This window comes from Variovorax sp. IB41 (genome assembly GCF_016405905.1).
Lineage (GTDB): Bacteria > Pseudomonadota > Gammaproteobacteria > Burkholderiales > Burkholderiaceae_C > Variovorax.
Genome location: NZ_JAEFCB010000007.1, coordinates 196,149 through 215,909 on the forward strand (window position 1 = coordinate 196,149; position 19,761 = coordinate 215,909).

Sequence of the window (19,761 nt, forward strand, 5' to 3'; positions counted from 1 at the left end):
TGCCGCTCGCGACTTCGAACCCACGCCATGCCCCAGGAACGAACCCTTCTCTACGCCGGACGCGAGTTCGAGGTGGAACACGTTCGCTCGCATGCGCATGGCCATGAATGGAGCGCGCCGTACGTCATGGCGTCGCAGCGCATCGTCTTTCCGATCAGCCGCGCGATGCTGGAGCTGCGCTTGGGCAATGACACCTGGCTGGTCGATGGACTCACCACCATCAGCTTCAGCGATGCGGCGGTCTACCAGCTGCGGCCGGGTGCACAGGCCGCGCGGCGCAGCGTGATCGTCAGCGGGCATCGGCGGATCTCGGCGCATGCAGCGCCGGATGTCTGCTTCCTCTCGCCGAAGTCGCTCTATCGCGTCCATATCGCGCAGCAGCAGCTTCGATCGGGCACTAGCGATGCGACGCCGATCGCCTCGCTCGTCGACGAACTGCGTTGCGCACGCCGGCTGGTGCCGCTGACCGGCCCTGTCGCCGGCGCACGGCGGCTGCTCGTGGAAACCGCGGACCGGCATGCGGGCCCATCGCTGCATGAGGTCGCCGATGCCGTCTCGCGCTCGCCGTTCCACCTGGCGCGCAGCTTCAGGACGCAAACCGGCCTCAGCCTGCACCAGTACCGCCAGCACCTGCGCCTGGCCACGGCGATGGAGCGCCTGGTCGATGGCGACCGCGACCTGCCCGGCATCGCGCACGATCTCGGCTACTGCAGCCAGAGCCACCTGGGCGCGGTGTTCCGGCAGGAGGTCGGCGTCACGCTGGGCGAAGCCCGCCGCACGCTGGGGCCGGGCGCACGAATCTGATAGCTTTCGCGCCGGGCCGTCGCGAGACTCGCGCGATGGATCGCAACTTTTCCGTCGGCCTCTTCGCTGCGCTGGCCGCGGCGCTCGTGGGCAGCGCCTGGCAACTCATCTCGCGCCACGGCGTCACCACCACGCTCGGCCCGCTGGACATCGCGCTGCTGCGCTACGGCATTCCAGCGCTGTTGCTCTGCCCCTTTCTGTTCGGCAAGCAACGCGTCGTGGCCAAGGCGCCGCGCATCGCGCTCGCGCTGCTGGTCATCGGCGGCGGACTGCCCTTCGGCTTGCTGGTGCTCGCCGGCGCGCAGTGGGCGCCGGCCAGCCACATGGGCCTGTTCATGGCCGGCAGCCTGCCGCTCTTCACGGCCATCGGCGCGCGCATCCACAAGGGAGAGAAGGTGCAGGGCGTCCGGTTGATCGGCCTGTGCTGCATCGCCCTGGGCATGGCGCTCTTCGCGGTGGGCAGCTTCCAGCCGGGCTCGCTGAGCTGGCAAGGTGACTTGCTCTTTCTCGCGGCCGCGATGCTCTGGGCCGTCTACTCGCTCGCCTTCGGGCATTGCGGCCTGACACCATGGCAAGGTGCGGCTTTCGTCAACGGGTGGTCGATGCTGTTGCTGCTGCCGCTGCTGTGGTTCACGGGCACGCCGCGGCTGCTCGGCGCGCCTGGGGCCGACGTGGCACTGCAGGCTGTGGGGCAAGGCGTGGTCGCCGGCGTGCTCGGCCTGGTGGCCTATGCGGTGGCCATCTCGCACCTGGGCGCGGCGCGCGCCTCGCTGTCGGCGGCCGCCGTGCCGGTGCTCACCACGCTCGGCGCGGCCTGTTTCATGGGCGAGCCCATCACGGCGGCGGTGGTGCTGGCATTGATGCTGGTCGTGCCGGGGATCGTGCTCGCGAGCGGCGTGCGCATCAGGTAAGGGCGGCGGTCCGAGCGGCCCGAGGGCAAGACATGCCCCTGCGGCAGAATCCGCGCACCCCGCACCTGCGCGACAGCCCCTTCCATGAACAACGCAGCCGATTTCCACACCCAAGAAGACGACGTGTTCGGGCGCATCGCCGGACGCTACGACCTGCTGTCGGACCTCTTCAGCTTCGGCATCCACCGGCTGTGGAAGCGGCGGGTGGCGGCACTGATCTCACGAGAGCCGTGGACCGATCTGCTCGACGTCGCCGCAGGCACGGGCGATGTCGTCCTGAAGGTGGCGCGGCGCCAGGGCCTGCAGTCCGGCCAGAAGATCGTCGCCTCGGACATCAGCCCACAGATGCTCGCGATCGCGCGCTGGCGCGCCACGCAGTTGAAGGTGCCGGTCGAGTTCCGGGTGCTCGATGCGCACGCGATGCCGGAGATTGCGGACGCGAGCGTCGATCTCTATTCCATCTCGCTGGGCCTGAAGATCTGCGAGCGCAAGCTGGCGCTGCGCGAAGCGCTCCGCGTGCTGAAGCCCGGCGGCCGCTTCATCGCGCTGGAGGCGTCCAACATTTCCGCGCGCTGGCTGCATCGCGCCTACCTCGGCTACATGGCCGTGTGCATGCCCGTCATCGGATGGGCCGCGACCGGCGGCGATGCCTCGGCCTACCGCTACCTGCTCAAGGGCATCCAGGACTTCCCCACGGCCGAAGGGCTCGCCGCGGAACTGCGGGAGATGGGGTTCGCGGACGTCTCGTTCGAGCGGCTGTCGCTCGGGATCGTCGCGATCCATCTCGCGCGCAAGCCGCTCGGGCCGCGCCCCTGACTGCTACCTTCGGTATCGCTAGGCGATACTTTTTGCCTTTGTGCAGAAGGCGGGCAAGTCGCGCCGTTACAGTCGCCGCGCCCGATTTTTCCGCATGGAATCACTTGGGCTCCCACCGCCCCTGAGCCTGCGCCGAGCACCCGGCACTTCGGGCGAACGCGAACGCAGACACCCGAAGCACCCTCTCTCTCACTCCATGTCGCTGGTCAAAAAAGCAATCGAAGAACACAAGGCCGAGGTCGCCGCGCGCGCGGCCAGCAAGGCGGCCGCCGCCATCAACACGCAGGTCGCGCGCGACGCGTTTCTCTCGGAGTTCAAGGCCCTGGTCGAGGCGAACGCACGGCCGCTGCTCGAGGCCTTCGTCGCGGACCTCGCCGCCTCGCGGCACGATGCGATCGTCGACGACGACCTGGCCAACCCCTACAAGCCCTACATCTCGGTGCGCTTCTCACCGGTCGCCGGCGTGCGGCTGGCGGACCTGGCTTCGCGCGAGTCGGTCTTCGCGCTGCGCGCGTTCGCGGCGACGCGGCAGGTGCACCACGTGTCTTCCTACGACCAGCGCTCGGGCGAACACGGCGTCACGCACGAGGCGCTGGGCATCGAGTCGGTGAATCCATCGCGCGTGGAGCGCGGCTTCGAGGAGTGCCTGCGGGCCGCGCTGAAGGCCTGGCAGGCTTGAGCGCCCGGGCAGGCCCGCGATGCCCGCTTGCATCGCGCCGGGTTTCAGCCAACAGTGGCGGCTTGCCCCCATCCACACCCACCCACACCCATCCACGGAGGTTCATGCGATGGATGAAGACCTCGATGCACTCCCCCACGAAGCGCTCGTCGCGGAAGTCCGCAAGCTCCGCGCCGCCATCCGGCAGCACCGGGATTCGAGCGGCCACGACCTGTGCTGGCACCACCCCGATCTCTGGGCGCTGCTGCCCGATCAAACCGACCCGCGCTTCACCGTGCCCGACTGGCCGCAGTTCATGCGAGGCTGCGTGCGCTACCGGCAGTCGCTCGACGAGCAGGCGCCCGATGCGCCGCGCACGGGGCGCGAGTTCGAGGACTGAGCCGCGTACGTGAGGCGCGTGCCCGCCTTGCTTCACTGCGGGTGCTGCCAGCTCTTGTAGACGAACTCCAGGCTGTAGCCATCCGGGTCCAGCACGTTGGCCGCGTAGTAACGCGGGTCGTAGTGCAGCCGTGCGCCGGGCGCGCCGTTGTCCGTGGCGCCGGCCGCCATGGCAGCGGCGTAGGCGGCATCGACCTCTGCCGTGCGCGATGCCACGAAACCGACGTGCACAGCCCGCCCCTGCACCACGCCCTCGCGCAGCCAGAAGAAGACGCGTCCGTTCGCACCGAAGCCCTTGAGGTCCGGATGGCCCGGCGGGCCGTTCTTGCCGTCGTAGTCGAGCCGGGTCGTGATGCCCAGCGGCGTGAGGGCGGCGGTGTAAAAATCGATCGAGCGACGCAGGTCGCTCACCGACAGGAAGACATGGTCGAGCATCGTGGCACTCCTTTGGGTTCAGACAGCGTAGCCGCCCGTGACCTCGATGGACTGCGCGTTGACCCAGCCGCTCTCGCTGGACAGCAGGTGGGCAATGACCCGGGCGACTTCCTCCGGCTCGCCGACGCGGCCGAGCGCGGTCTGCGATGCGAGCAGGGCCTCGAACTCGCCGGTCAACCCGCCGCCCAGTTCGGTGCGTATCGCGCCGGGGGACACGGCATTGGCGCGGATGCGCCGTTCGCCGAACTCCTTGGCCATGTAGCGCGTCAGCACTTCGAGCCCGCCCTTGAATGCCGCGTAAGGCGCCACGCCCGCGGTGGCCACGCGCGTCGTGGCGCTGGTGAGGTTCACGATGCTCGCGCCCTGCGCCATCAGCGGCAGCAGCGCCTGCGTGAGGAAGAACGGTCCCTTGAGGTGGACGTTCATGAGGCCGTCGAACTGCGCGGGCGTGACCGTCTCGATGGGGTTGTAGAGCCCGTAGCCCGCGTTGTTGACCAGGCCGTGCAGCGTCGTGGCGCCCCATGCCGTTTCCAGCGTGCGCTGCACGGTGCCTCGAAATGCGCCGAAGCTTTGCGCATCGGCCACGTCGAGTGGCAGCGCCACGGCCTTGCCGCCCGCCGCCTCGATGCGCCGGACCACGGCGTCGGCGGCCGTCGGGTTGGTCTTGTACGTGAGGATGACGCTCATCCCGCGCTGTGCGCATTCGACCGCGGTGGCGGCTCCGATGCCCCGGCTGCCGCCGGTGATGACGATGACGCTCATGTCTTTCTTTCGTGTGTGAAGGTGTGCATCGACGATATCCATCGGCCCCGGTTCCGGCCTGCCTGTTCTTGCCTCATGCCTGCCTATTCCTGCCCGATGGCCTGCCCGATGGCCTGCTCGATGGCCGGCCCGAAGGCTTGTGCAATGCACGGCACTGCGGTTAGATGCACAGCAATGACAGACCCGCTGAACGAACTGCGCGCGCTCGCAGCGAACGCCGCCAACCGGCGCACCGAGACCGGCATCCCGCGCGTGGCCATGGTCAAAGGCGCGATCCCCGAGCACCAGCTGGCCGCGGTCTACGACCCGATGGTCAATCTCATCTTGCAAGGCAGCAAGTCGATGACGGTGGGAGACCGCACGCTGCACTACGACCCCGCGACCTATTTCGTGATGTCCATCGACCTGCCCGCGGTGGGCACGGTGCGGCCATCGGCCTCGGGCGAGCCGTATCTCGCCGTCAGCCTGACGCTCGATCCCGCCGTGGTTTCCGCCTTGCTGATCGACCTGCCCAAACCTGCCGATGCGGGCGAGCACCAAGCCGGTTTCTCGGTGGCGCCCGTGTCCGACGAATTGATGGATGCGTGGGTCCGCATGCTGCGGCTCATGACGCGGCCGGACGACATCCCGGCACTGGCGCCGGCCTACGAGCGCGAGATTCTCTACAGGGTGCTGCAGGGCCCGCACGGCTGGATGCTGCGCGACATCGCGAACCCCGACACCGCGCTCGCGCGCATCGGCCTGGCCATCCAGTGGATACGGCGCGACTTCGCCAAGCCGCTGCGCATCGACACGCTGGCCGAAAAAGCGGCAATGAGCCCGTCCGCCTTCCACCGCCATTTCAAGACGGTGACCGCGCTGAGCCCGCTGCAGTTCCAGAAGCGCATTCGCCTGCTGCAGGCGCGCATGCTGCTCATCGCGGGCGGCCGGAACGTCACCGCCGCCGCGTTCGACGTGGGCTACCAGAGCCCGACGCAGTTCAGCCGCGAATACGCTCGCGCGTTCGGCCTGCCGCCGACGCAGGACGCGGCGCGGATTCTCGACAATGCGCGCGCGTCCGGCGCGAGGGCCGCGCGATGAACCACGAGAAGATGACCATGAACAACAAGACGCGCCCCAGGCTGCGACGCATGCTGCTGGCCGCCGGCACATGGCTGCTGTGCGCCTCGCCCGCTTTCGCAACCGGCAGCATGCTGTGCGAAGGCCCGGCCTACACGGTGGAGATCCAGTCCAGCCTTTCGACCGGCCGATTGACGGAACTCGTCATCGCGCGCACCGACGATTCGCAGCACACGGGCGAGCGGTTCGCCTTGCAGCAGAGGTTCGTCGATTACCGGCGCAAGCTCATGCGCGCGAGCGGCACGAGCCTGGAGCGGCCGGAAGTGAAGGCCACGCTGTGGATCTCCGGAAATGCAGGCGCCCTCACCTACCGCGGCGCCCGCCACAAGCTGCGCTGCGACTGGTCCGTGGGCTGATCGAGCGATCCCGCGCGCGGCCTCAGAGCCGCTCGATGATCGTCACGTTCGCCATGCCGCCGCCTTCGCACATCGTCTGCAACCCATAGCGCTTGCCGCGCTGCGCGAGCGCGTGGACCAGCGTGGTCATGAGCTTGGTGCCCGAGGCGCCCAGCGGATGGCCCAGCGCGATCGCGCCGCCGTTGACGTTCAGGCGCTCCGGGTCCGCGCCCAGCGCCTGCAGCCAGGCCAGCGGCACCGGCGCGAAGGCTTCGTTGACTTCGTACAGGTCGATGTCCTCGATCTTCATGCCGGCCTTGGCGAGCGCGCGCTGCGTGGCGGGCAGCGGCGCCTCCAGCATGATCACCGGGTCGTGGCCCATCACGCTCATGTGGTGGATGCGCGCGAGCGGCTTCACGCCCAGCGTCTTCAGGCCCCGCTCGTTGACCACCATCACGCCGCTCGCGCCGTCGCAGATCTGGCTGGCGGTGGCCGCGGTGCAGCGGCCGCCCTCGGCGATGAGCTTCACGCCCGCGATGCTCTCCAGCGTGGCGTCGTAGCGGATGCCTTCGTCGGCGGTGTGCATGTCGCCCGGCTCGCTGCCATCGTTCAGGCGCGCGGCCACGGGCACGATCTCGGCGTCGAAGCGGCCCGCCTTCGTGGCCGCGATGGCGTTGCGGTGGCTGCGCAGCGCGTAGGCATCGAGCTCGGATTTCTCGATGCCGTAGTTCTTCGCGATCATCTCGGCGCCGGTGAACTGGCTGAACTGGATGTCGGGGTAGCGCTGCTGCATCAGCGGGCTCACGTAGAAGCCCAGGCCGTTCTTCATCGGCAGGATGTTCGGCGTGCCCATGGGCACGCGCGTCATGCTCTCGACGCCGGCGGCAATCGCGATGTCCATGCTGCCCGACATCACGGCCTGCGCCGCGAAGTGCAGCGCCTGCTGCGACGAGCCGCACTGCCGGTCGACCGAGGTGGCCGGCACCGACTCGGGCAGGCGCGAAGCCAGCACCGCGTTGCGCGCGATGTTCGAGGCCTGCTCGCCGACCTGGCCGACGCAGCCCATGATGACGTCTTCCACCAGCGCGGGATCGACGTCGGTGCGCTCGACCAGCGCGTTGAGCACCTGCGCGGCGAGGTCGGCGGGGTGCCAGCCGGACAGGCGTCCGTTGCGGCGGCCGCCGGCGGTGCGGGCGGCGGCGACGATATAGGCTTCGGGCATGTGTGTTCTCCGTCGAAATTCGTGGATCGGGGAATTGTTGACGCCGTGCCGGCGCACAGCGTCGTCGGAACGGACGATTTCACCATCCCCCGCAAATGCGCACGCGACCTGGCAGCGCAGCTACGGAGCCGATCGTGCCGGGCCCATCGGGCTCGGTTGCATGGACGACACGTACAGGCCCAGCACCACCAGCACGCCGCCAGCGACAGTCCAGGCGGTCGGTACTTCGTGCAAGAAGACGAGCGCGAAGATGCTGGCGAACAGCGGCTCCGTGAGTTCGAGCGTCTGGACACGCCCGGGCGCGATGTATTGGATGGCCCGCGTCGTGCATACGAAACCCATGATGGTCGGGAAGACCGCGAGCAACCCCAGCATTGCGACGGCTGCAGCGCTCCATCTGGCTTGCGCCAGCGCATCGAAGTGCAACGTCGCGCCCAAATAGATCGTGCCAAAGAACAGCAACCTCGCCGTCAGCGCGAAGCCTCCGGGCAAGGCGAAATGCTTCACCAGCACCGAAAACACACCGTAGCCAATGCCGGCGCTGGCAGCAAGGAGCAGCCCTTGCCCGCTGTGCGCCGCACGCACGCCCGAGACCAAGCCGACCCCCAACAGCGCCAGGCCCAAGCCCAGAAACTGCATGCGGGTCGGCTTGTCGCCCAAGAGAGGCCAGCCCAGCAGGATCGCCGACAGCGCCGCGAAGGCCATCAGGGTGACGACCACATTTGCAGTGAGCTCGTGTGCATAAGCTGCAGTCTCGAAATAGAACAGCACGAAGATGCCGAAGAAAGCACAGAGCGCCGCCTCGCGCCATTTGCCTCGCATCTGAGGGCGAAGATAGACGGCGGCGAGAAGGCCCACCGTTGCAAATCCGATGACTGTTTTGAGCGCGGCGATCGCATCTGACTGGAATCCCAGTGCCGCCGTCGTCTTCGTCAGGACGCCAATCGTTGCATTGAGTCCGGCCGCGGCCAATGCGTAGAGCACCCCCTTGTGGGCATCACGCATGAGTGCCTTCGATCTGGCGAGCCGACATGGCCGAAAGAATTGCCGGAATGACGGCGGGCGCGAAATTGCTCGACAAGAAAATCCCACCGGTATTGGCGTTCAATTGGGCGTAGACGGGATCACCCAAAAGAATTCGGTGCGCCGCCTTCAATCGATAGAAGGGCACCCCCGGAAAAAGGTGATGAACAAGATGAAAGTTCTCGCCGTGCATGCCCGTGAGAAAATGCTCAATGGCGTGGCTGAATCGGTTGCGAGTCGCCTCTATATCTTTTTTGGCGTACTTGACCATCGGAAAATGCTCGGAAAGTTCGATGAACCAAGTGATAGCCTGAAAAACAGTGAAATACGGCAGCAGCCAGTACAACAGGAAAAACTTGGAGCCGGCGCACAATGTGCCCACCGTTCCCAACGCCGTTACCGCCAGCATGAGCGAAGGAATTTCACTCCTGGAATCTTTATTCAACAATCGATGGCGTGCAAGATAAAAAACGCTCGATAAGAAGTTCAGAAATAAAATCGGCCGCGCGACGTGGCGCCAAAAAAAGCCTCACTTGTCTTTATGTCGTATACGCCAGATTTGACATAGAACTGAAAATCCGGGTCATGTGTCGGATTACCCAATTTCGAATGATGGGCATGCACATGCGATGCCTTGTACGCACTCCACGTCTGAAAAACAAGATAGCCGGAAAGCCAGGTTCCAAGGAATCGATTCAAACGTTTGCTCCGACTCAAGATGCCATGCGACGCCTCATGAAGGAGTGTGGCCAACGCTCTTTGCCGAGAACCTATTACCAGTATGGACACCGGCAAAAACCACATGCTGTACTCGCTCAACGCAATTACGGCGGCAATCAATGAAAAATTGACACAGACAGCCAGGATTCCGGCGCTGTTGTTGTACCGGTAAAGTAAATGAATTGAATTTTTTACTTTTTCATCAAACTGATAACGAATCATCTGAATATGAGGGGCTTGAGCCCCTTCTGGAAGTCCCTGATGCACTTGCGCGCGATGATGATTGTCGAAAGATTATTAGCCCATCTTGCAGACAATCGCGTTCGAACCCCGTGGTTCTCGCAAGAGCATATGACATTGGCCAAACCGGGATTGACGGTTTTAAGTCAATTAATTCAAATGCTAGATGAAAATATCTCGTTCCCGCGGGTGCGAACGGTTCGACGCAATCTATTGAATTACAAGATATTCGTACAACGACGCTGCGCTTCTACCGCACTGAATAAATGCAGTCAGCGCGGCGCCATGCGAATGGCCCCATCCAGCCGCACGCTCTCGCCGTTGAAATAGCCGTTGGTGATCATCAGCTCGGCCAGCGTCGCGTACTCCGCGGGGTTACCGAGGCGCTTGGGAAACGGCACCGACGCCGCGAGCGCCGCCTTCACGTTGTCGGGCGCGCCCTGCAGGAGCGGCGTGTCGAAGATGCCCGGCAGGATCGTGTTCACGCGGATGCCCTCGCTCATCAGGTCGCGCGCAATGGGCAGCGTCATGCCGACGATGCCGGCTTTCGACGCGGTGTAGGCGGCCTGCCCCATCTGCCCGTCCTGCGCGGCCACCGAGGCGGTGTTGACGATGGCGCCGCGCTCGCCGTCCTGCAGCGCATCGAGCGTGAGCATGCCGGCCGCCGACTTGGCGATGCAGCGGAAGGTGCCCACCAGGTTGATCTGGATGATGCGGTCGAAGTTGGCGAGCGGAAAGTGCTTGATCTCGCCCGTCGCCTTGTCGCGGCTCGCGGTCTTGACCGCGTTGCCGGTGCCCGCGCAGTTGACCAGCACCCGCTCCTGCCCGTGCGCCGTGCGGGCCTTGGCGAAGGCGGCGTCGACCTGCTCCTCGGAGGTCACGTCGACCTTGCAGAACACGCCGCCCAGCTCTTTCGCGAGCGCTTCGCCCTGCTCCGCGTTGAGGTCGAACAGCGCGACCTTTACGCCGTGGCTGGCCAGGCGGCGCGCGGTGGCGGCGCCCAGGCCCGAGGCGCCGCCGGTCACGACGGCGGAAATACTGGCATCGAGTTGCATCTTGGGTTGTCTCCGGAAGGTTGTCCGAAAACCAGTTTAGGCAGCAGAATCGACGGCCGGAATCGTCGGAAGCGACGGAATTTCAAGGCGCTCACTCCCCCGTTTGCGATGCCTTCTCCTGCTGCTCCACCGCCCTTTTCACCGCGCTCTTCACCGCGCTCTCTCCGGATTCTCGAAACCAAGCTCAACCCGCCTGCTTTCGTCGCCACGCAGGTGCCGCGCACCACCATCGGCGAGGAGATCGCCGCGGCCAGCGTCAAGCTGGTGCTCGTGCGCGCGCCCGCCGGCTTCGGCAAGACCACCGCCATGGCGCAGATCCGCGAGCGCATGGAGGCGCAGGGCACCGCCACCGCGTGGATCACGCTGGACCGCGCCGACAACGACGTCTCGCGCTTTCTCAATTGCCTGGCCGAGGCCGTGCAGCGCCTGGGCGTGGAAGAGCCCCGCGCCAACGGTCCCTTCGACGCCGTGGCCGCGCTGGCCGCGCACGACGCGCCCTTCACTCTTTTTCTCGATGATTTCGAGGTGGTGCAGGAGCCCGCGGTGCTCGGGCTCGTGCGCGAGATCATCGAGCAGCTGCCGCGCGGCGGGCAGATCGTGATCGGCTCGCGCAGCCTGCCCGACCTGAGCCTGGGGCGGCTGCGCGCGCGCGGGCAGCTGATGGAGATCGACACCGACCGCCTGCGCTTCACGCTCGAGGAAACCAGCGCCTTCTTCGGCCTGCGGCAGGCCCACGCATCTCAGGCATCGCATGCATCGCAAGCGCTGCCGGCCGAACTGCTCTCGCAGCTGCACCGCAAGACCGAAGGCTGGGTGGCCGCCATCTGGCTCGCGTCGATGGCGCTGGAGCGGCACGGCACCGCGACCGGCTTTGTCGAGCGCTTCTCGGGCTCCGACCGCGCGGTGGCCGAGTACCTCGCCGAAGACGTGCTCGCGCACCAGCCCAGGGAGATCCGCGACTTCCTCTTGCGCACCAGCATCCTGCGCCAGCTCGACGCTTCGGTGTGCCAGGCGCTCAACCCGCGCATCGACTGCGCGGCTCTGCTGGAGCAGCTGGCCGCGGCCAATCTTTTTCTCACGCCCGTGAGCGGCGACGGCCGCGCTTGGCGCTATCACAGCCTGTTCGCCGACTTCCTGCGCGCGCAGCTGGTGCGGGAGCAACCCGGCGAGATCGAGCGGCTGCACCTCGCCGCCTCGGGCTGGTACGAATCGCAGGACCGGCCCGTGCCGGCCATCGACCACGCGATCGAAGGCGGCGACCACCCGCATGCGCTCACGCTGCTGGACAGCTATGCGGGGCAGTTCCTCGAGCAGGGCCGCATGCGCATGCTCGCGCGCTGGTTCTCGGCCATTCCGGAACACCAGCTGCGCGCGCACCCGTTCCTGCAGCCCATCGCGCTGTGGGCCACCTGCTTCACGCACGGGCCGTGGGAGGCGATGCAGATGCTCGAGCAATCGGGCTGCATCGACAGCGCCATTCCCGAGGTGCGGGCCAGCGCGCACGCGCTGGTGCCGCTGCTGCTGGCCATGCAGGACAAGCACGACGAAGCCTACGAAGCGGGCCGCGCCAGCCTGGCCCGCATGCCCACGGGCCTGGCCTTTGCCGACAGCGTGCTGCTCAACGCCATGGCCAACATCCTGGCCGTGCGCGGCGACCAGCGCGAGGCGCAGCGCCTCCTGGACGCCGCGCGGCGGGAACAAGGCAACAGCACCTTCAACCGCATGTACACCGAGTCGCTGGCGGGCCTGTTCGACCTGCACGAAGGGCGCCTCCGCCAGGCGACCGCGCGGCTGCGCATGGCGGTCGATACGACGCATGCGGTGTCCTACAACCACAGCCACGGCAACGCCTGGGCCGGCGTACTGTATGCGGGCGTGGTGTACGAGTCGAACCAGTTGCCGCAGGCCGATCACCTGCTGAACGTGTACCTGCCGCTCGCGCGCGACGTGGGCCTGCCGGACCACATGATCCTGAGTCACGTGATGCGCTCGCGCATCGCGTTCCACGCGGGCGACATCGACGCGGCCGTCCAGGCGCTGACCGAACTCGAATACCTCGGCCACCACCGGCAACTGCCCCGCGTGGTGGCGAGCGCGAAGCTGGAGCGCTCGCGCATGCTGCTGCTGCAAGGCAACGGGCCTGCATCGCGCGACGAACTGCTGCGCGCCGACGACCCCGAGCTGTGGGCACGCGAGCGGCGCCAGCAGCTGGCTGCGCACGACCTGGACTACCTGGCGCTCGCAAAGGCGCGCTGGGACATCGCGTTCGGCGATGCGCGCGCGGCGCTCGCGGTGCTCGATGCCGAGATGCACGCAGCCGTCGCATCGAACCGCAACCGCCGCGTGCTCAAGCTGCGCGTGCTGCGCGCGATGGCGCTGCAGCGCGCGGGCGATGTCGCCGCAGCGATCGACGAGATCAGCGCCGTGCTGCAGACCGCGAGCCAGGAAGGCTTCATGCGGCTGATCCTCGACGAAGGGCCGGCGGTGGGGGTGCTGGTGCAGCGGTATGCGAATGCGGCGGCGCAGGAGGCGGCTGCGTCGCCTTCTTCTTCGACGCGCGGCGATCCGATCCTTGCGGACTACCTGCAGCGGCTGCTGCAGGCGATGGGGCCGATGGCGGCGGTCGATGCGGAGACGGCGCCGGCCGGCGACGCGATCAAAGAGCCGCTGACCCGCAAGGAGATTCGCGTGCTGCAGCTGCTGGCCGAGGGGTACTCGAACAACGCGATGGCGGAAAAATTGTTCGTGTCGGACAGCACGGTGCGAACGCACCTGCGCAATATCAATATGAAGCTGGATGCGAAGAGCAGGACGCAGGCGGTGGCGATTGCGAGGAAGGTGGGGGTGATCCGCTAGCTTCCTCGCAGGGGGCCACGACGTTGTTACTTCACCCCGTCGAGAAACGCCCTCACCGCCTTCACCGTTGCTGCGGGGTTCTCCTCCATGATCCAGTGCCCCGAATCCGGAATCGACCCTTCCGTCACATCGCTCGCAGCGAACCGCATCACCGTCGCCATCATCGGGCCGAAGGATTTCTCCCCACCCAAGGCCAGCACCGGCATCGCGAGCTTGCCTTGCGCCATGAAGGCCTTGTTGTCGATCACGTCCTGGTCGAACGCCGCGAACTGCGCAAAGCCCGAGTGCATCGCGCCGGGCCGCGCGTACAGCTTGGCGTAGTGCCGGCGGGCGCCTTCCGAAAAGCGCGCGGGGGTGGCCGAGAACTCGTTCCAGAAACGGTCGAGATAAATGCGCTCACGGCCTGCCACCAGCCGCTCCATGTCAGGACCGCCGAAGCGGAAGTGCCACAGCAGCGGCGTCTTCAGGATCTCTTCCCACGGCCCGACGCCCGGCAGCGGCGCGTCGATGAGCACGAAGCGGGTCACGCGGTCGCGGTATTGCGCGGCGAACGCGTAGCCGACCATGTTGCCGATGTCGTGCGTCACGAGGTCGGTGCGGTCGATCTTCAGGGTGTCGAGCAGCAGCGCGATGTCCTGGCCCTGGGTTTTCTTGTCGTAGCCGCCGGCCGGGTGGTCCGACAGGCCCATGCCGCGCAGGTCGGGCACGACGACCGTGTGGTCGCGCGCGAGATCGGCGGCCATGGGCGCCCACATGTCGCCCGTTTCGCCGTAACCGTGCAGCAGGGTGACGGCCGGCCCCTTGCCGCCGACGCGCACGTGGAGCGTCGCGCCGTTGACGGTGATGTTCTGGGTCTTGAAGCCCGCGGGAAACGCCGGGAATGCCCGGGACGCCGTGGACGCAGGAGCTGGCGAACCCTGCGCATGGGCTGTCATGGCAACGAAGCCTGCCGCGAGCAGGGCCAGGAGGGCGAGGTGGGGTCTGAATTTGATCATTACCAATAGTCCTCTTTTGCGCTCCGAATAGATAGAAAAGAAATACAACACCAGCGCCGGCGCGGCCGCAAAGGCATTCGGGCCGCGCCCTTGGCACCCGGTCGTCTCACGACTACGGAAATCGGTGATACCGCCCACGGAGCGCAATCTCTAGCATCCCTGTCAGAACAGCCCGACCCGCCAGGGAGCCCCCCCAGCAGAAATGCTGAAAAAGTAGCAGTGCGCCCAAATGCCCAGAGGTATTCCCAACCCAGCCGCCATGTATGGCATCGCCCCCCGCCCCTGGGGGTTCGAAGTCTCGCTCGTGCGCAACGGAACCCGCTATTACCGGCAGTTCGGCAAGGCGAGCTACGGTGGGCTGGAGCAGGCCCTGGTCCAGGCGCAGGACTGGCGCGATGCCGTGGTGCGCAGCGTGCCGCCGGTGGCGCGGCGCGCGCGGGCCGAAAAGCTGCGCGCCAACAACACCACGGGCGTCTCGGGCGTCTTCTGCCAGATCGCATCCGGCGGCCGGGTGCGGGCGTGGGTCGCCAAGACCTACATCGGGCAGGACGAGATCCTGCGCACCGACTTTCCGGTCGACAGCGTCGGCAACGCGGCGCTGGCGCTGGCCATCGAGGAGCGCGAGAAACAGCTCGCCCGCATGTCGGGCCTCGCGCGGCTGCATCCGGCCGAAGAGGCGATCCGCCAGGGCATGACGGTGCAGGCGCCGGGGCCGCGCACGTCCAAGCGCTCCAAGTCGGAGATCACCCGCAGCACCAATTCCAGCGGCGTGAGCGGCGTGCAGTTCAAAATGCCCAATGCGGGCCATCCCGGCTACTGGCTCGCGACCACGTTCACCGCGGGCAAGGGCAGCGTGTGCAAGGCCTTCTCGGTGAAGGAGCACGGCTACGACACGGCCAAGAGCCTGGCGATCGCCGAGCGCGGCCGCCAGCTGGCCCAGAAGCTGAAGGATGCGGAGCAGCAGCATCAACACCAGCAGCTGCAGCAGCAGGAAGTGCAGCCGCAGCAGCCCAAGCAGGCATCGCCCGATTTCTCCTTCCAGTACAAGGCCAGCGGCCATCCGGCCCGGCCATGACCAACCACAAACCACTGCATCAGCTGCTGCGGGTGGCTTCTCATCTGCTGGACCAGGCCGCGACGGAAGTGCGCGACACCCAGCTCGAACCGATCCCCGAGAACATCGAGCGCATCGGCCGCGCGCTCATCGAGGTGATGGAAGTGCAGCGCCGGATCTTCGCGATCCGGCCCGAGCTGCGGCCCAAGACGCTCGCCGCGTCCGACCGCGAGGCCGACGCCAACAAGCTCTTCACCCAGTTCATGCTCGAGGCGCTGGAGCTGGAAGACACGGGCAACACAGTGGCCGCCGTGGAGCGCTACACGCGGTTCATCGGCATCTCGCCCTCGTACCACCACCGCGAAATCGCGCGGGCGGAAATCCGCCGTCTGACCTGAGCGCGCGGACGCCGGCGCGGCGCATTACAGCGCCCGCGAAATCACCTCTTTCATGATCTCGTTGGTGCCGCCGTAGATGCGCTGCACCCGCGCATCGGCGTACATGCGCGCGACCATGTATTCGCTCATGTAGCCGTAGCCGCCGAACAGCTGCAGGCACTCGTCCATCACGCGGCCCTGCGCCTCGGTGCCCCAGAGCTTGGCCATGGAGGCGGTGGCGGTGTCCAGCCGGCCGGCCACCAGGTCTTCGACGCAGCGGTCGATGAAGGCGCGGCCCACCTTGATCTGGGTGGCGATCTCGGCGAGCTTGAACTTGGTGTTCTGGAACTCGGCGATCGGCTTGCCGAAGGCCTTGCGGTCGCGCACGTAGTCCAGCGTGGCCTCGTAGGCGCCTTCCATGGCCGCGAGCGCGGTCACGCCGATGATGGTGCGCTCGTACGGCAGGTCGCTCATCAACTGGAAAAAGCCTTGCCCCTCCTGGCCGCCGAGCAGCGCATCGGCGGGCACGCGCACATCGTCGAAGAAGAGCTCGGAGGTGTCCTGCGCCTTCATGCCGATCTTGTCGAGCACGCGCCCCACGCGAAAGCCCTCGCAGCCCGCGGTCTCCACGATGAGGATCGAGGTGCCCTTGGCGCCCTGCGCCGGATCGGTCTTGCACACCACCAGCACCAGGCCGGCGAGGTAGCCGTTGGTGATGAAGGTCTTCGAGCCGTTGATGACGTAGCCGCCGTCCTTCTTCTCGGCGCGGGTGCGCACGCCCTGCAGGTCGGAGCCCGCGCCGGGCTCGGTCATGGCGATGGCGCCGACCATCTCGCCGCTCGCCAGGAGCGGCAGGTAGTGGCGCTTCTGTTCCTCGGTGCCGTGGTTGAAGATGTAGTGCGCGACGATGGCGTGCACCGAGGTGGCCATGCCCGTGAGGCCGCGGCGCGACATCTCCTCGTACACCACGGCCTCGTGGCGGAAGTCGCCGCCCGCGCCGCCGTAGTCGTCGGGAATGTCGGCGCACAAGAGGCCGAGCGCGCCGGCCTTGCGCCAGACCTCGTGGCCGACGTGCCCGCGCTTGCGGGCTTCCTCGTCGTGCGGAAGCACTTCGGTTTCGACGAAGCGCACCACGTTGTCGCGGTAGAGCGCCAGGTCTTCGTCGCTCCAGGAGCGGCTGAAATCGATGGGCATGGGAGTTGTCCTTTGTAGTTTTGAAAATGTTGGCGGTCAGCCGACGCGGCGCGCCTTGCCGGCCCAGAAGGGTTCGCGCAGCTGGAATTTCTGCAGCTTGCCCGCGGCCGAGAGCGGCAGCGCATCGCGGAACTCCACGCTGCGCGGGCATTTGTAGGTGGCGATCTGTTCGCGGCAATGCGCGATGACCGCCTCCGCCTCCAGCGCCATGCCTTCGCGCCGCACGATCACCGCGTGCACGCGCTCGCCCCATCGGTCGTCGGGCACGCCGATCACGGCGGACATCAGCACCTGCGGCAACTGCGCAATGGCGTTCTCGACCTCCGCCGAATACACGTTCTCGCCGCCGCTCACGATCATGTCCTTCATGCGGTCGACCACGTAGACGAAGCCGTGCCCGTCCATGTACCCGCCGTCGCCGGTGTGCATCCAGCCGCCGCGCAATGCAGCCTCGGTTTCCTCTGGCTTGTTCCAGTAGCCCTTCATCACCATCGGCCCGCGCGCGACGATCTCGCCGACCTGGCCGAAGGGCAGTTCGTTGTCGTCGCCATCGACGATGCGCACCTCTGCAATGGAAATCGGCGTGCCGGCCGAGCGCAGCAGGCGCTCGCGATCGGGCCCGCTCTGGTGACAGTGCGGCGGCAGCGCGGTAATGACGGGCGAGAGCTCCGTCATGCCGTACACCTGCGCGAACGCGGTGCGCGGAAAGGCGCGCATGGCCTGGTCGAGCAGCGCCGCGTCGATGGGCGCGGCGCCGTACGACAGCAGCCGCAGGTTCGACAGGTCGAACTCGGCGAAGCGCGGATGCTCGATCACGCGCTTGATCATGGTCGGCACCAGGAACATCTCGGTGATGCGCGCGGACTGCAGGGTCTGGAGCACCGCGAGCTCGTCGAACATCGGCACCACGTGGATGGGCACGAGCCGCTGCAGGCTCTGCAATGCGATGCCGCAGCCGGCCACGTGGAACATCGGCGCGGCGACGATGGCGGCCGCGTCCTGCGTTTCGCGCGGCAGCGCAGCGACGGTGCCCAGCGCGTTGATGCAGAGGCTGCCGTGCGTGAGCATCACGCCCTTGGGTTGGCCGGTGGTGCCGCCGGTGTACATGACGGCCGCGAGTTCGTCGGCGCTGTGCTGTGCGTCGTCGATGGGCGCCGCTTCGGCGAGCAGCGCCTCGTAGCCGACCATGCCTTCGGGCACCGCGCCGTCGCCGCAATAGACCACGGTGCGCAGCGATGCCGAAAGCTGGCGCAGCGCGGGCGACATCGGAGCGAAGAGATCGTCCACCAGCAGGATGCGGGTGTCGCAATCGTCCAGCGAGTACGCGACCTCCTTCGGGTTCCAGCGGATGTTGACCGGGTTGATGACACCGCCGCCCCACCAGGTGCCGAAGAAGTACTCGACGAAGCGGTGCGAGTTGAGGCTCATCATGCCGACGCGGTCGCCGCGCTGCATGCCGAGTTGCCGCAGCACGGCGCCCAGGCGCGCGGCGCGGTCGGCGAGTTCGCCGAAGTTGAGGCGCTTGCTGCCGCAGACCACGGCGGTGTCGCGGGCCTTCTCGCGGCGGCCCTTGTGCAGGGGCTGGGTGAGGAACATGGGGTGTCTCCTTTTTCAGCCGGCCACGGTGGGCGCGATGGACGCGGTGGACGCGGTGGGCGCGATGGGAACGACGGGCACGGTCGCCGCGCCCCAGCGGCGCAGCATCGCTTCGCCGTCGTCGTGCGCGGTGGCGGGCGGCATCACCGGTGCGGTGCGGCTGAAGCGCGGCGCGGGCGCAGGCTGCACCACGCCGCCGACGTTCGCGAAGGTGCCGCGCGCCACGTTGTGCGGATGCGCGGGCGCCTCGTCCCAGTCGAGCACGGGCGCGAAGCAGGCGTCGCTGCCTTCGAGCAGCACGCACCATTCGTCGCGCGTGCGGGTGCGGAACAGGTCGGCCATGCGCAGCTTGAGCAGCGGCCATCGGTCGGCGTCCATCTGCGCATCGAAGGCGGTGTCGTCGGCGATGCCGCAGCGCTCGCGCAGCAGTGCGTAGAACTGCGGCTCGATGGCGCCCACGGCCACGTACTTGCCGTCGGCGCAGGCATAGGTGTCGTAGAAGTGCGCGCCGCCGTCCAGCATGTTCTCGCCGCGCTGGTTGCTCCACATGCCGGCCGACTTGAAGCCGTACATCATCGAGGACAGCAACGCTGCGCCGTCGGTCATCGCCGCATCGACCACCTGTCCCTGGCCCGAGCCCTTGGCCTCGTGCAGCGCGGCGAGGATGCCGAAGGCCAGCAGCATCGCGCCGCCGCCGAAATCGCCCACGTAGTTGAGCGGCGGCACCGGCGGCTCGCCCGCGCGGCCGATGGCGTGCAGCGCGCCGCTGATGGCGATGTAGTTGATGTCGTGGCCGGCCGCATGTGCGAGCGGGCCGTGCTGGCCCCAGCCGGTCATGCGGCCGTAGACCAGGCGCGGGTTGCGCGCATGGCATTCAGCAGGGCCGAGGCCCAGGCGCTCCATCACGCCGGGGCGAAAGCCTTCGATGAGCACGTCGGCCTTCGCGATGGCCGCGAGCACAGCCTCGGCCGCGCCTTCCGCGCGCAGGTCGAGCTGCAGCGTGCTGCGGCCGCGCGCGAGGATGTCGCAGGAAGCGGTGCGCGTGCCGGGGCGCTCGATGCGGACCACCTCCGCGCCCATGTCGGCGAAGAGCATCGCGCAGAACGGCCCGGGGCCGATGCCCGCCATCTCGATCACCCTGAGTCCCTGCAATGGGCCTGCCATGGTCTGTCTCCTGTGTGTGGAGGCAA

General features: G+C 67.2%; 21 protein-coding genes. 10 read left to right on the forward strand and 11 right to left on the reverse strand.

Going from position 1 to position 19,761, the window contains the following annotated elements; genetic code table 11:
* Positions 1-27: 27 nt before the first annotated feature.
* From JC881_RS15560 to JC881_RS15580, 5 genes are all read left to right on the forward strand, one after another.
* Positions 28-804: a helix-turn-helix transcriptional regulator gene (locus tag JC881_RS15560; protein ID WP_198786605.1), complete on the forward strand. Its 777-nt coding sequence runs from the start codon at positions 28-30 to the stop codon at positions 802-804.
* A 35-nt stretch (positions 805-839) separates the two neighbouring features.
* Complete coding sequence (locus JC881_RS15565; protein WP_198786606.1) at positions 840-1,715, forward strand: DMT family transporter; 876 nt, start codon at positions 840-842, stop codon at positions 1,713-1,715.
* An 84-nt stretch (positions 1,716-1,799) separates the two neighbouring features.
* Positions 1,800-2,531, forward strand: a complete 732-nt coding sequence (locus tag JC881_RS15570) for a ubiquinone/menaquinone biosynthesis methyltransferase (protein ID WP_198786607.1) — start codon at positions 1,800-1,802, stop codon at positions 2,529-2,531.
* A gap of 196 nt (positions 2,532-2,727) precedes the next feature.
* The gene (locus JC881_RS15575) at positions 2,728-3,210 is read left to right on the forward strand and encodes a hypothetical protein (RefSeq protein WP_198786608.1); all 483 of its coding nucleotides are present in this window, start codon (positions 2,728-2,730) and stop codon (positions 3,208-3,210) included.
* Positions 3,211-3,319: 109 nt separating this feature from the next.
* Positions 3,320-3,589, forward strand: a complete 270-nt coding sequence (locus JC881_RS15580; protein ID WP_198786609.1) for a hypothetical protein — start codon at positions 3,320-3,322, stop codon at positions 3,587-3,589.
* Positions 3,590-3,621: 32 nt separating this feature from the next.
* Here JC881_RS15580 and JC881_RS15585 read toward each other — a convergent pair whose 3' ends face one another.
* Together JC881_RS15585 and JC881_RS15590 are read right to left on the reverse strand one after the other, a co-directional pair.
* Entirely contained in the window at positions 3,622-4,023 is a 402-nt protein-coding gene (locus JC881_RS15585; RefSeq protein WP_198786610.1) for a VOC family protein, read from the reverse strand.
* Between the two features lie 18 nt (positions 4,024-4,041).
* Positions 4,042-4,785, reverse strand: coding sequence for an SDR family NAD(P)-dependent oxidoreductase (locus JC881_RS15590; RefSeq protein WP_198786611.1), 744 nt, complete (start codon positions 4,783-4,785; stop codon positions 4,042-4,044).
* Between the two features lie 174 nt (positions 4,786-4,959).
* On the opposite strand from JC881_RS15590, the gene JC881_RS15595 reads away from it, so the two are divergent.
* The gene (locus tag JC881_RS15595; RefSeq protein WP_198786612.1) at positions 4,960-5,865 is read left to right on the forward strand and encodes an AraC family transcriptional regulator; all 906 of its coding nucleotides are present in this window, start codon (positions 4,960-4,962) and stop codon (positions 5,863-5,865) included.
* 17 nt (positions 5,866-5,882) lie between these two features.
* Positions 5,883-6,260: a hypothetical protein gene (locus tag JC881_RS15600; RefSeq protein WP_198786613.1), complete on the forward strand. Its 378-nt coding sequence runs from the start codon at positions 5,883-5,885 to the stop codon at positions 6,258-6,260.
* Between the two features lie 22 nt (positions 6,261-6,282).
* Here the strand turns inward: JC881_RS15600 and JC881_RS15605 are convergent, their stop codons facing one another.
* The 5 genes from JC881_RS15605 to JC881_RS15625 all read right to left on the reverse strand — a co-directional run bounded on the left by JC881_RS15605 (position 6,283) and on the right by JC881_RS15625 (position 10,499).
* Entirely contained in the window at positions 6,283-7,461 is a 1,179-nt protein-coding gene (locus JC881_RS15605) for an acetyl-CoA C-acetyltransferase (protein WP_198786614.1), read from the reverse strand.
* A gap of 120 nt (positions 7,462-7,581) precedes the next feature.
* Complete coding sequence (locus JC881_RS15610; protein WP_198786615.1) at positions 7,582-8,466, reverse strand: DMT family transporter; 885 nt, start codon at positions 8,464-8,466, stop codon at positions 7,582-7,584.
* Positions 8,459-8,983: a fatty acid desaturase gene (locus JC881_RS32600; RefSeq protein WP_198786697.1), complete on the reverse strand. Its 525-nt coding sequence runs from the start codon at positions 8,981-8,983 to the stop codon at positions 8,459-8,461. Before JC881_RS32600 ends, JC881_RS15610 begins: the two co-directional genes overlap by 8 nt.
* Positions 8,971-9,471: a fatty acid desaturase gene (locus JC881_RS32715; RefSeq protein WP_198786616.1), complete on the reverse strand. Its 501-nt coding sequence runs from the start codon at positions 9,469-9,471 to the stop codon at positions 8,971-8,973. Before JC881_RS32715 ends, JC881_RS32600 begins: the two co-directional genes overlap by 13 nt.
* A gap of 245 nt (positions 9,472-9,716) precedes the next feature.
* Positions 9,717-10,499, reverse strand: a complete 783-nt coding sequence (locus tag JC881_RS15625) for an SDR family NAD(P)-dependent oxidoreductase (protein ID WP_198786617.1) — start codon at positions 10,497-10,499, stop codon at positions 9,717-9,719.
* Positions 10,500-10,607: 108 nt separating this feature from the next.
* On the opposite strand from JC881_RS15625, the gene JC881_RS15630 reads away from it, so the two are divergent.
* Positions 10,608-13,355 carry a LuxR C-terminal-related transcriptional regulator gene (locus JC881_RS15630; protein ID WP_198786618.1) on the forward strand — a complete coding sequence of 916 codons (2,748 nt, stop codon included), beginning with the start codon at positions 10,608-10,610 and terminating at the stop codon, positions 13,353-13,355.
* Positions 13,356-13,381: 26 nt separating this feature from the next.
* Here the strand turns inward: JC881_RS15630 and JC881_RS15635 are convergent, their stop codons facing one another.
* Positions 13,382-14,488 carry an alpha/beta fold hydrolase gene (locus tag JC881_RS15635; RefSeq protein WP_443083351.1) on the reverse strand — a complete coding sequence of 369 codons (1,107 nt, stop codon included), beginning with the start codon at positions 14,486-14,488 and terminating at the stop codon, positions 13,382-13,384.
* Positions 14,489-14,609: 121 nt separating this feature from the next.
* Here JC881_RS15635 and JC881_RS15640 point away from each other — a divergent pair, with 121 nt between their 5' ends.
* Together JC881_RS15640 and JC881_RS15645 are read left to right on the forward strand one after the other, a co-directional pair.
* On the forward strand, positions 14,610-15,425 hold the full coding sequence (locus tag JC881_RS15640) for an AP2 domain-containing protein (protein ID WP_233101809.1): 816 nt from the start codon (positions 14,610-14,612) through the stop codon (positions 15,423-15,425).
* Complete coding sequence (locus JC881_RS15645; protein ID WP_198786620.1) at positions 15,422-15,802, forward strand: hypothetical protein; 381 nt, start codon at positions 15,422-15,424, stop codon at positions 15,800-15,802. Before JC881_RS15640 ends, JC881_RS15645 begins: the two co-directional genes overlap by 4 nt.
* Before the next feature lie 24 nt (positions 15,803-15,826).
* Here JC881_RS15645 and JC881_RS15650 read toward each other — a convergent pair whose 3' ends face one another.
* From JC881_RS15650 to JC881_RS15660, 3 genes are read right to left on the reverse strand one after another with little or no spacing between them, the layout of a single operon-like run.
* Entirely contained in the window at positions 15,827-16,975 is a 1,149-nt protein-coding gene (locus JC881_RS15650; protein WP_198786621.1) for an acyl-CoA dehydrogenase family protein, read from the reverse strand.
* A gap of 36 nt (positions 16,976-17,011) precedes the next feature.
* Positions 17,012-18,571: an acyl-CoA synthetase gene (locus JC881_RS15655; protein WP_198786622.1), complete on the reverse strand. Its 1,560-nt coding sequence runs from the start codon at positions 18,569-18,571 to the stop codon at positions 17,012-17,014.
* Positions 18,572-18,586: 15 nt separating this feature from the next.
* Complete coding sequence (locus JC881_RS15660) at positions 18,587-19,735, reverse strand: CaiB/BaiF CoA transferase family protein (protein WP_233101810.1); 1,149 nt, start codon at positions 19,733-19,735, stop codon at positions 18,587-18,589.
* Between the last annotated feature and the right edge of the window lie 26 nt (positions 19,736-19,761).

Coding starts and splice junctions, on each gene's coding strand:
- JC881_RS15560 (WP_198786605.1), top strand. CDS start 28: ATGCCCCAGGAACGAACCCTTCTCTACGCCGGACGCGAGTTCGAGGTG.
- JC881_RS15565 (WP_198786606.1), top strand. CDS start 840: ATGGATCGCAACTTTTCCGTCGGCCTCTTCGCTGCGCTGGCCGCGGCG.
- JC881_RS15570 (WP_198786607.1), top strand. CDS start 1,800: ATGAACAACGCAGCCGATTTCCACACCCAAGAAGACGACGTGTTCGGG.
- JC881_RS15575 (WP_198786608.1), top strand. CDS start 2,728: ATGTCGCTGGTCAAAAAAGCAATCGAAGAACACAAGGCCGAGGTCGCC.
- JC881_RS15580 (WP_198786609.1), top strand. CDS start 3,320: ATGGATGAAGACCTCGATGCACTCCCCCACGAAGCGCTCGTCGCGGAA.
- JC881_RS15585 (WP_198786610.1), bottom strand. CDS start 4,023: ATGCTCGACCATGTCTTCCTGTCGGTGAGCGACCTGCGTCGCTCGATC.
- JC881_RS15590 (WP_198786611.1), bottom strand. CDS start 4,785: ATGAGCGTCATCGTCATCACCGGCGGCAGCCGGGGCATCGGAGCCGCC.
- JC881_RS15595 (WP_198786612.1), top strand. CDS start 4,960: ATGACAGACCCGCTGAACGAACTGCGCGCGCTCGCAGCGAACGCCGCC.
- JC881_RS15600 (WP_198786613.1), top strand. CDS start 5,883: ATGAACAACAAGACGCGCCCCAGGCTGCGACGCATGCTGCTGGCCGCC.
- JC881_RS15605 (WP_198786614.1), bottom strand. CDS start 7,461: ATGCCCGAAGCCTATATCGTCGCCGCCGCCCGCACCGCCGGCGGCCGC.
- JC881_RS15610 (WP_198786615.1), bottom strand. CDS start 8,466: ATGCGTGATGCCCACAAGGGGGTGCTCTACGCATTGGCCGCGGCCGGA.
- JC881_RS15625 (WP_198786617.1), bottom strand. CDS start 10,499: ATGCAACTCGATGCCAGTATTTCCGCCGTCGTGACCGGCGGCGCCTCG.
- JC881_RS15630 (WP_198786618.1), top strand. CDS start 10,608: ATGCCTTCTCCTGCTGCTCCACCGCCCTTTTCACCGCGCTCTTCACCG.
- JC881_RS15640 (WP_233101809.1), top strand. CDS start 14,610: ATGTATGGCATCGCCCCCCGCCCCTGGGGGTTCGAAGTCTCGCTCGTG.
- JC881_RS15645 (WP_198786620.1), top strand. CDS start 15,422: ATGACCAACCACAAACCACTGCATCAGCTGCTGCGGGTGGCTTCTCAT.
- JC881_RS15650 (WP_198786621.1), bottom strand. CDS start 16,975: ATGCCCATCGATTTCAGCCGCTCCTGGAGCGACGAAGACCTGGCGCTC.
- JC881_RS15655 (WP_198786622.1), bottom strand. CDS start 18,571: ATGTTCCTCACCCAGCCCCTGCACAAGGGCCGCCGCGAGAAGGCCCGC.
- JC881_RS15660 (WP_233101810.1), bottom strand. CDS start 19,735: ATGGCAGGCCCATTGCAGGGACTCAGGGTGATCGAGATGGCGGGCATC.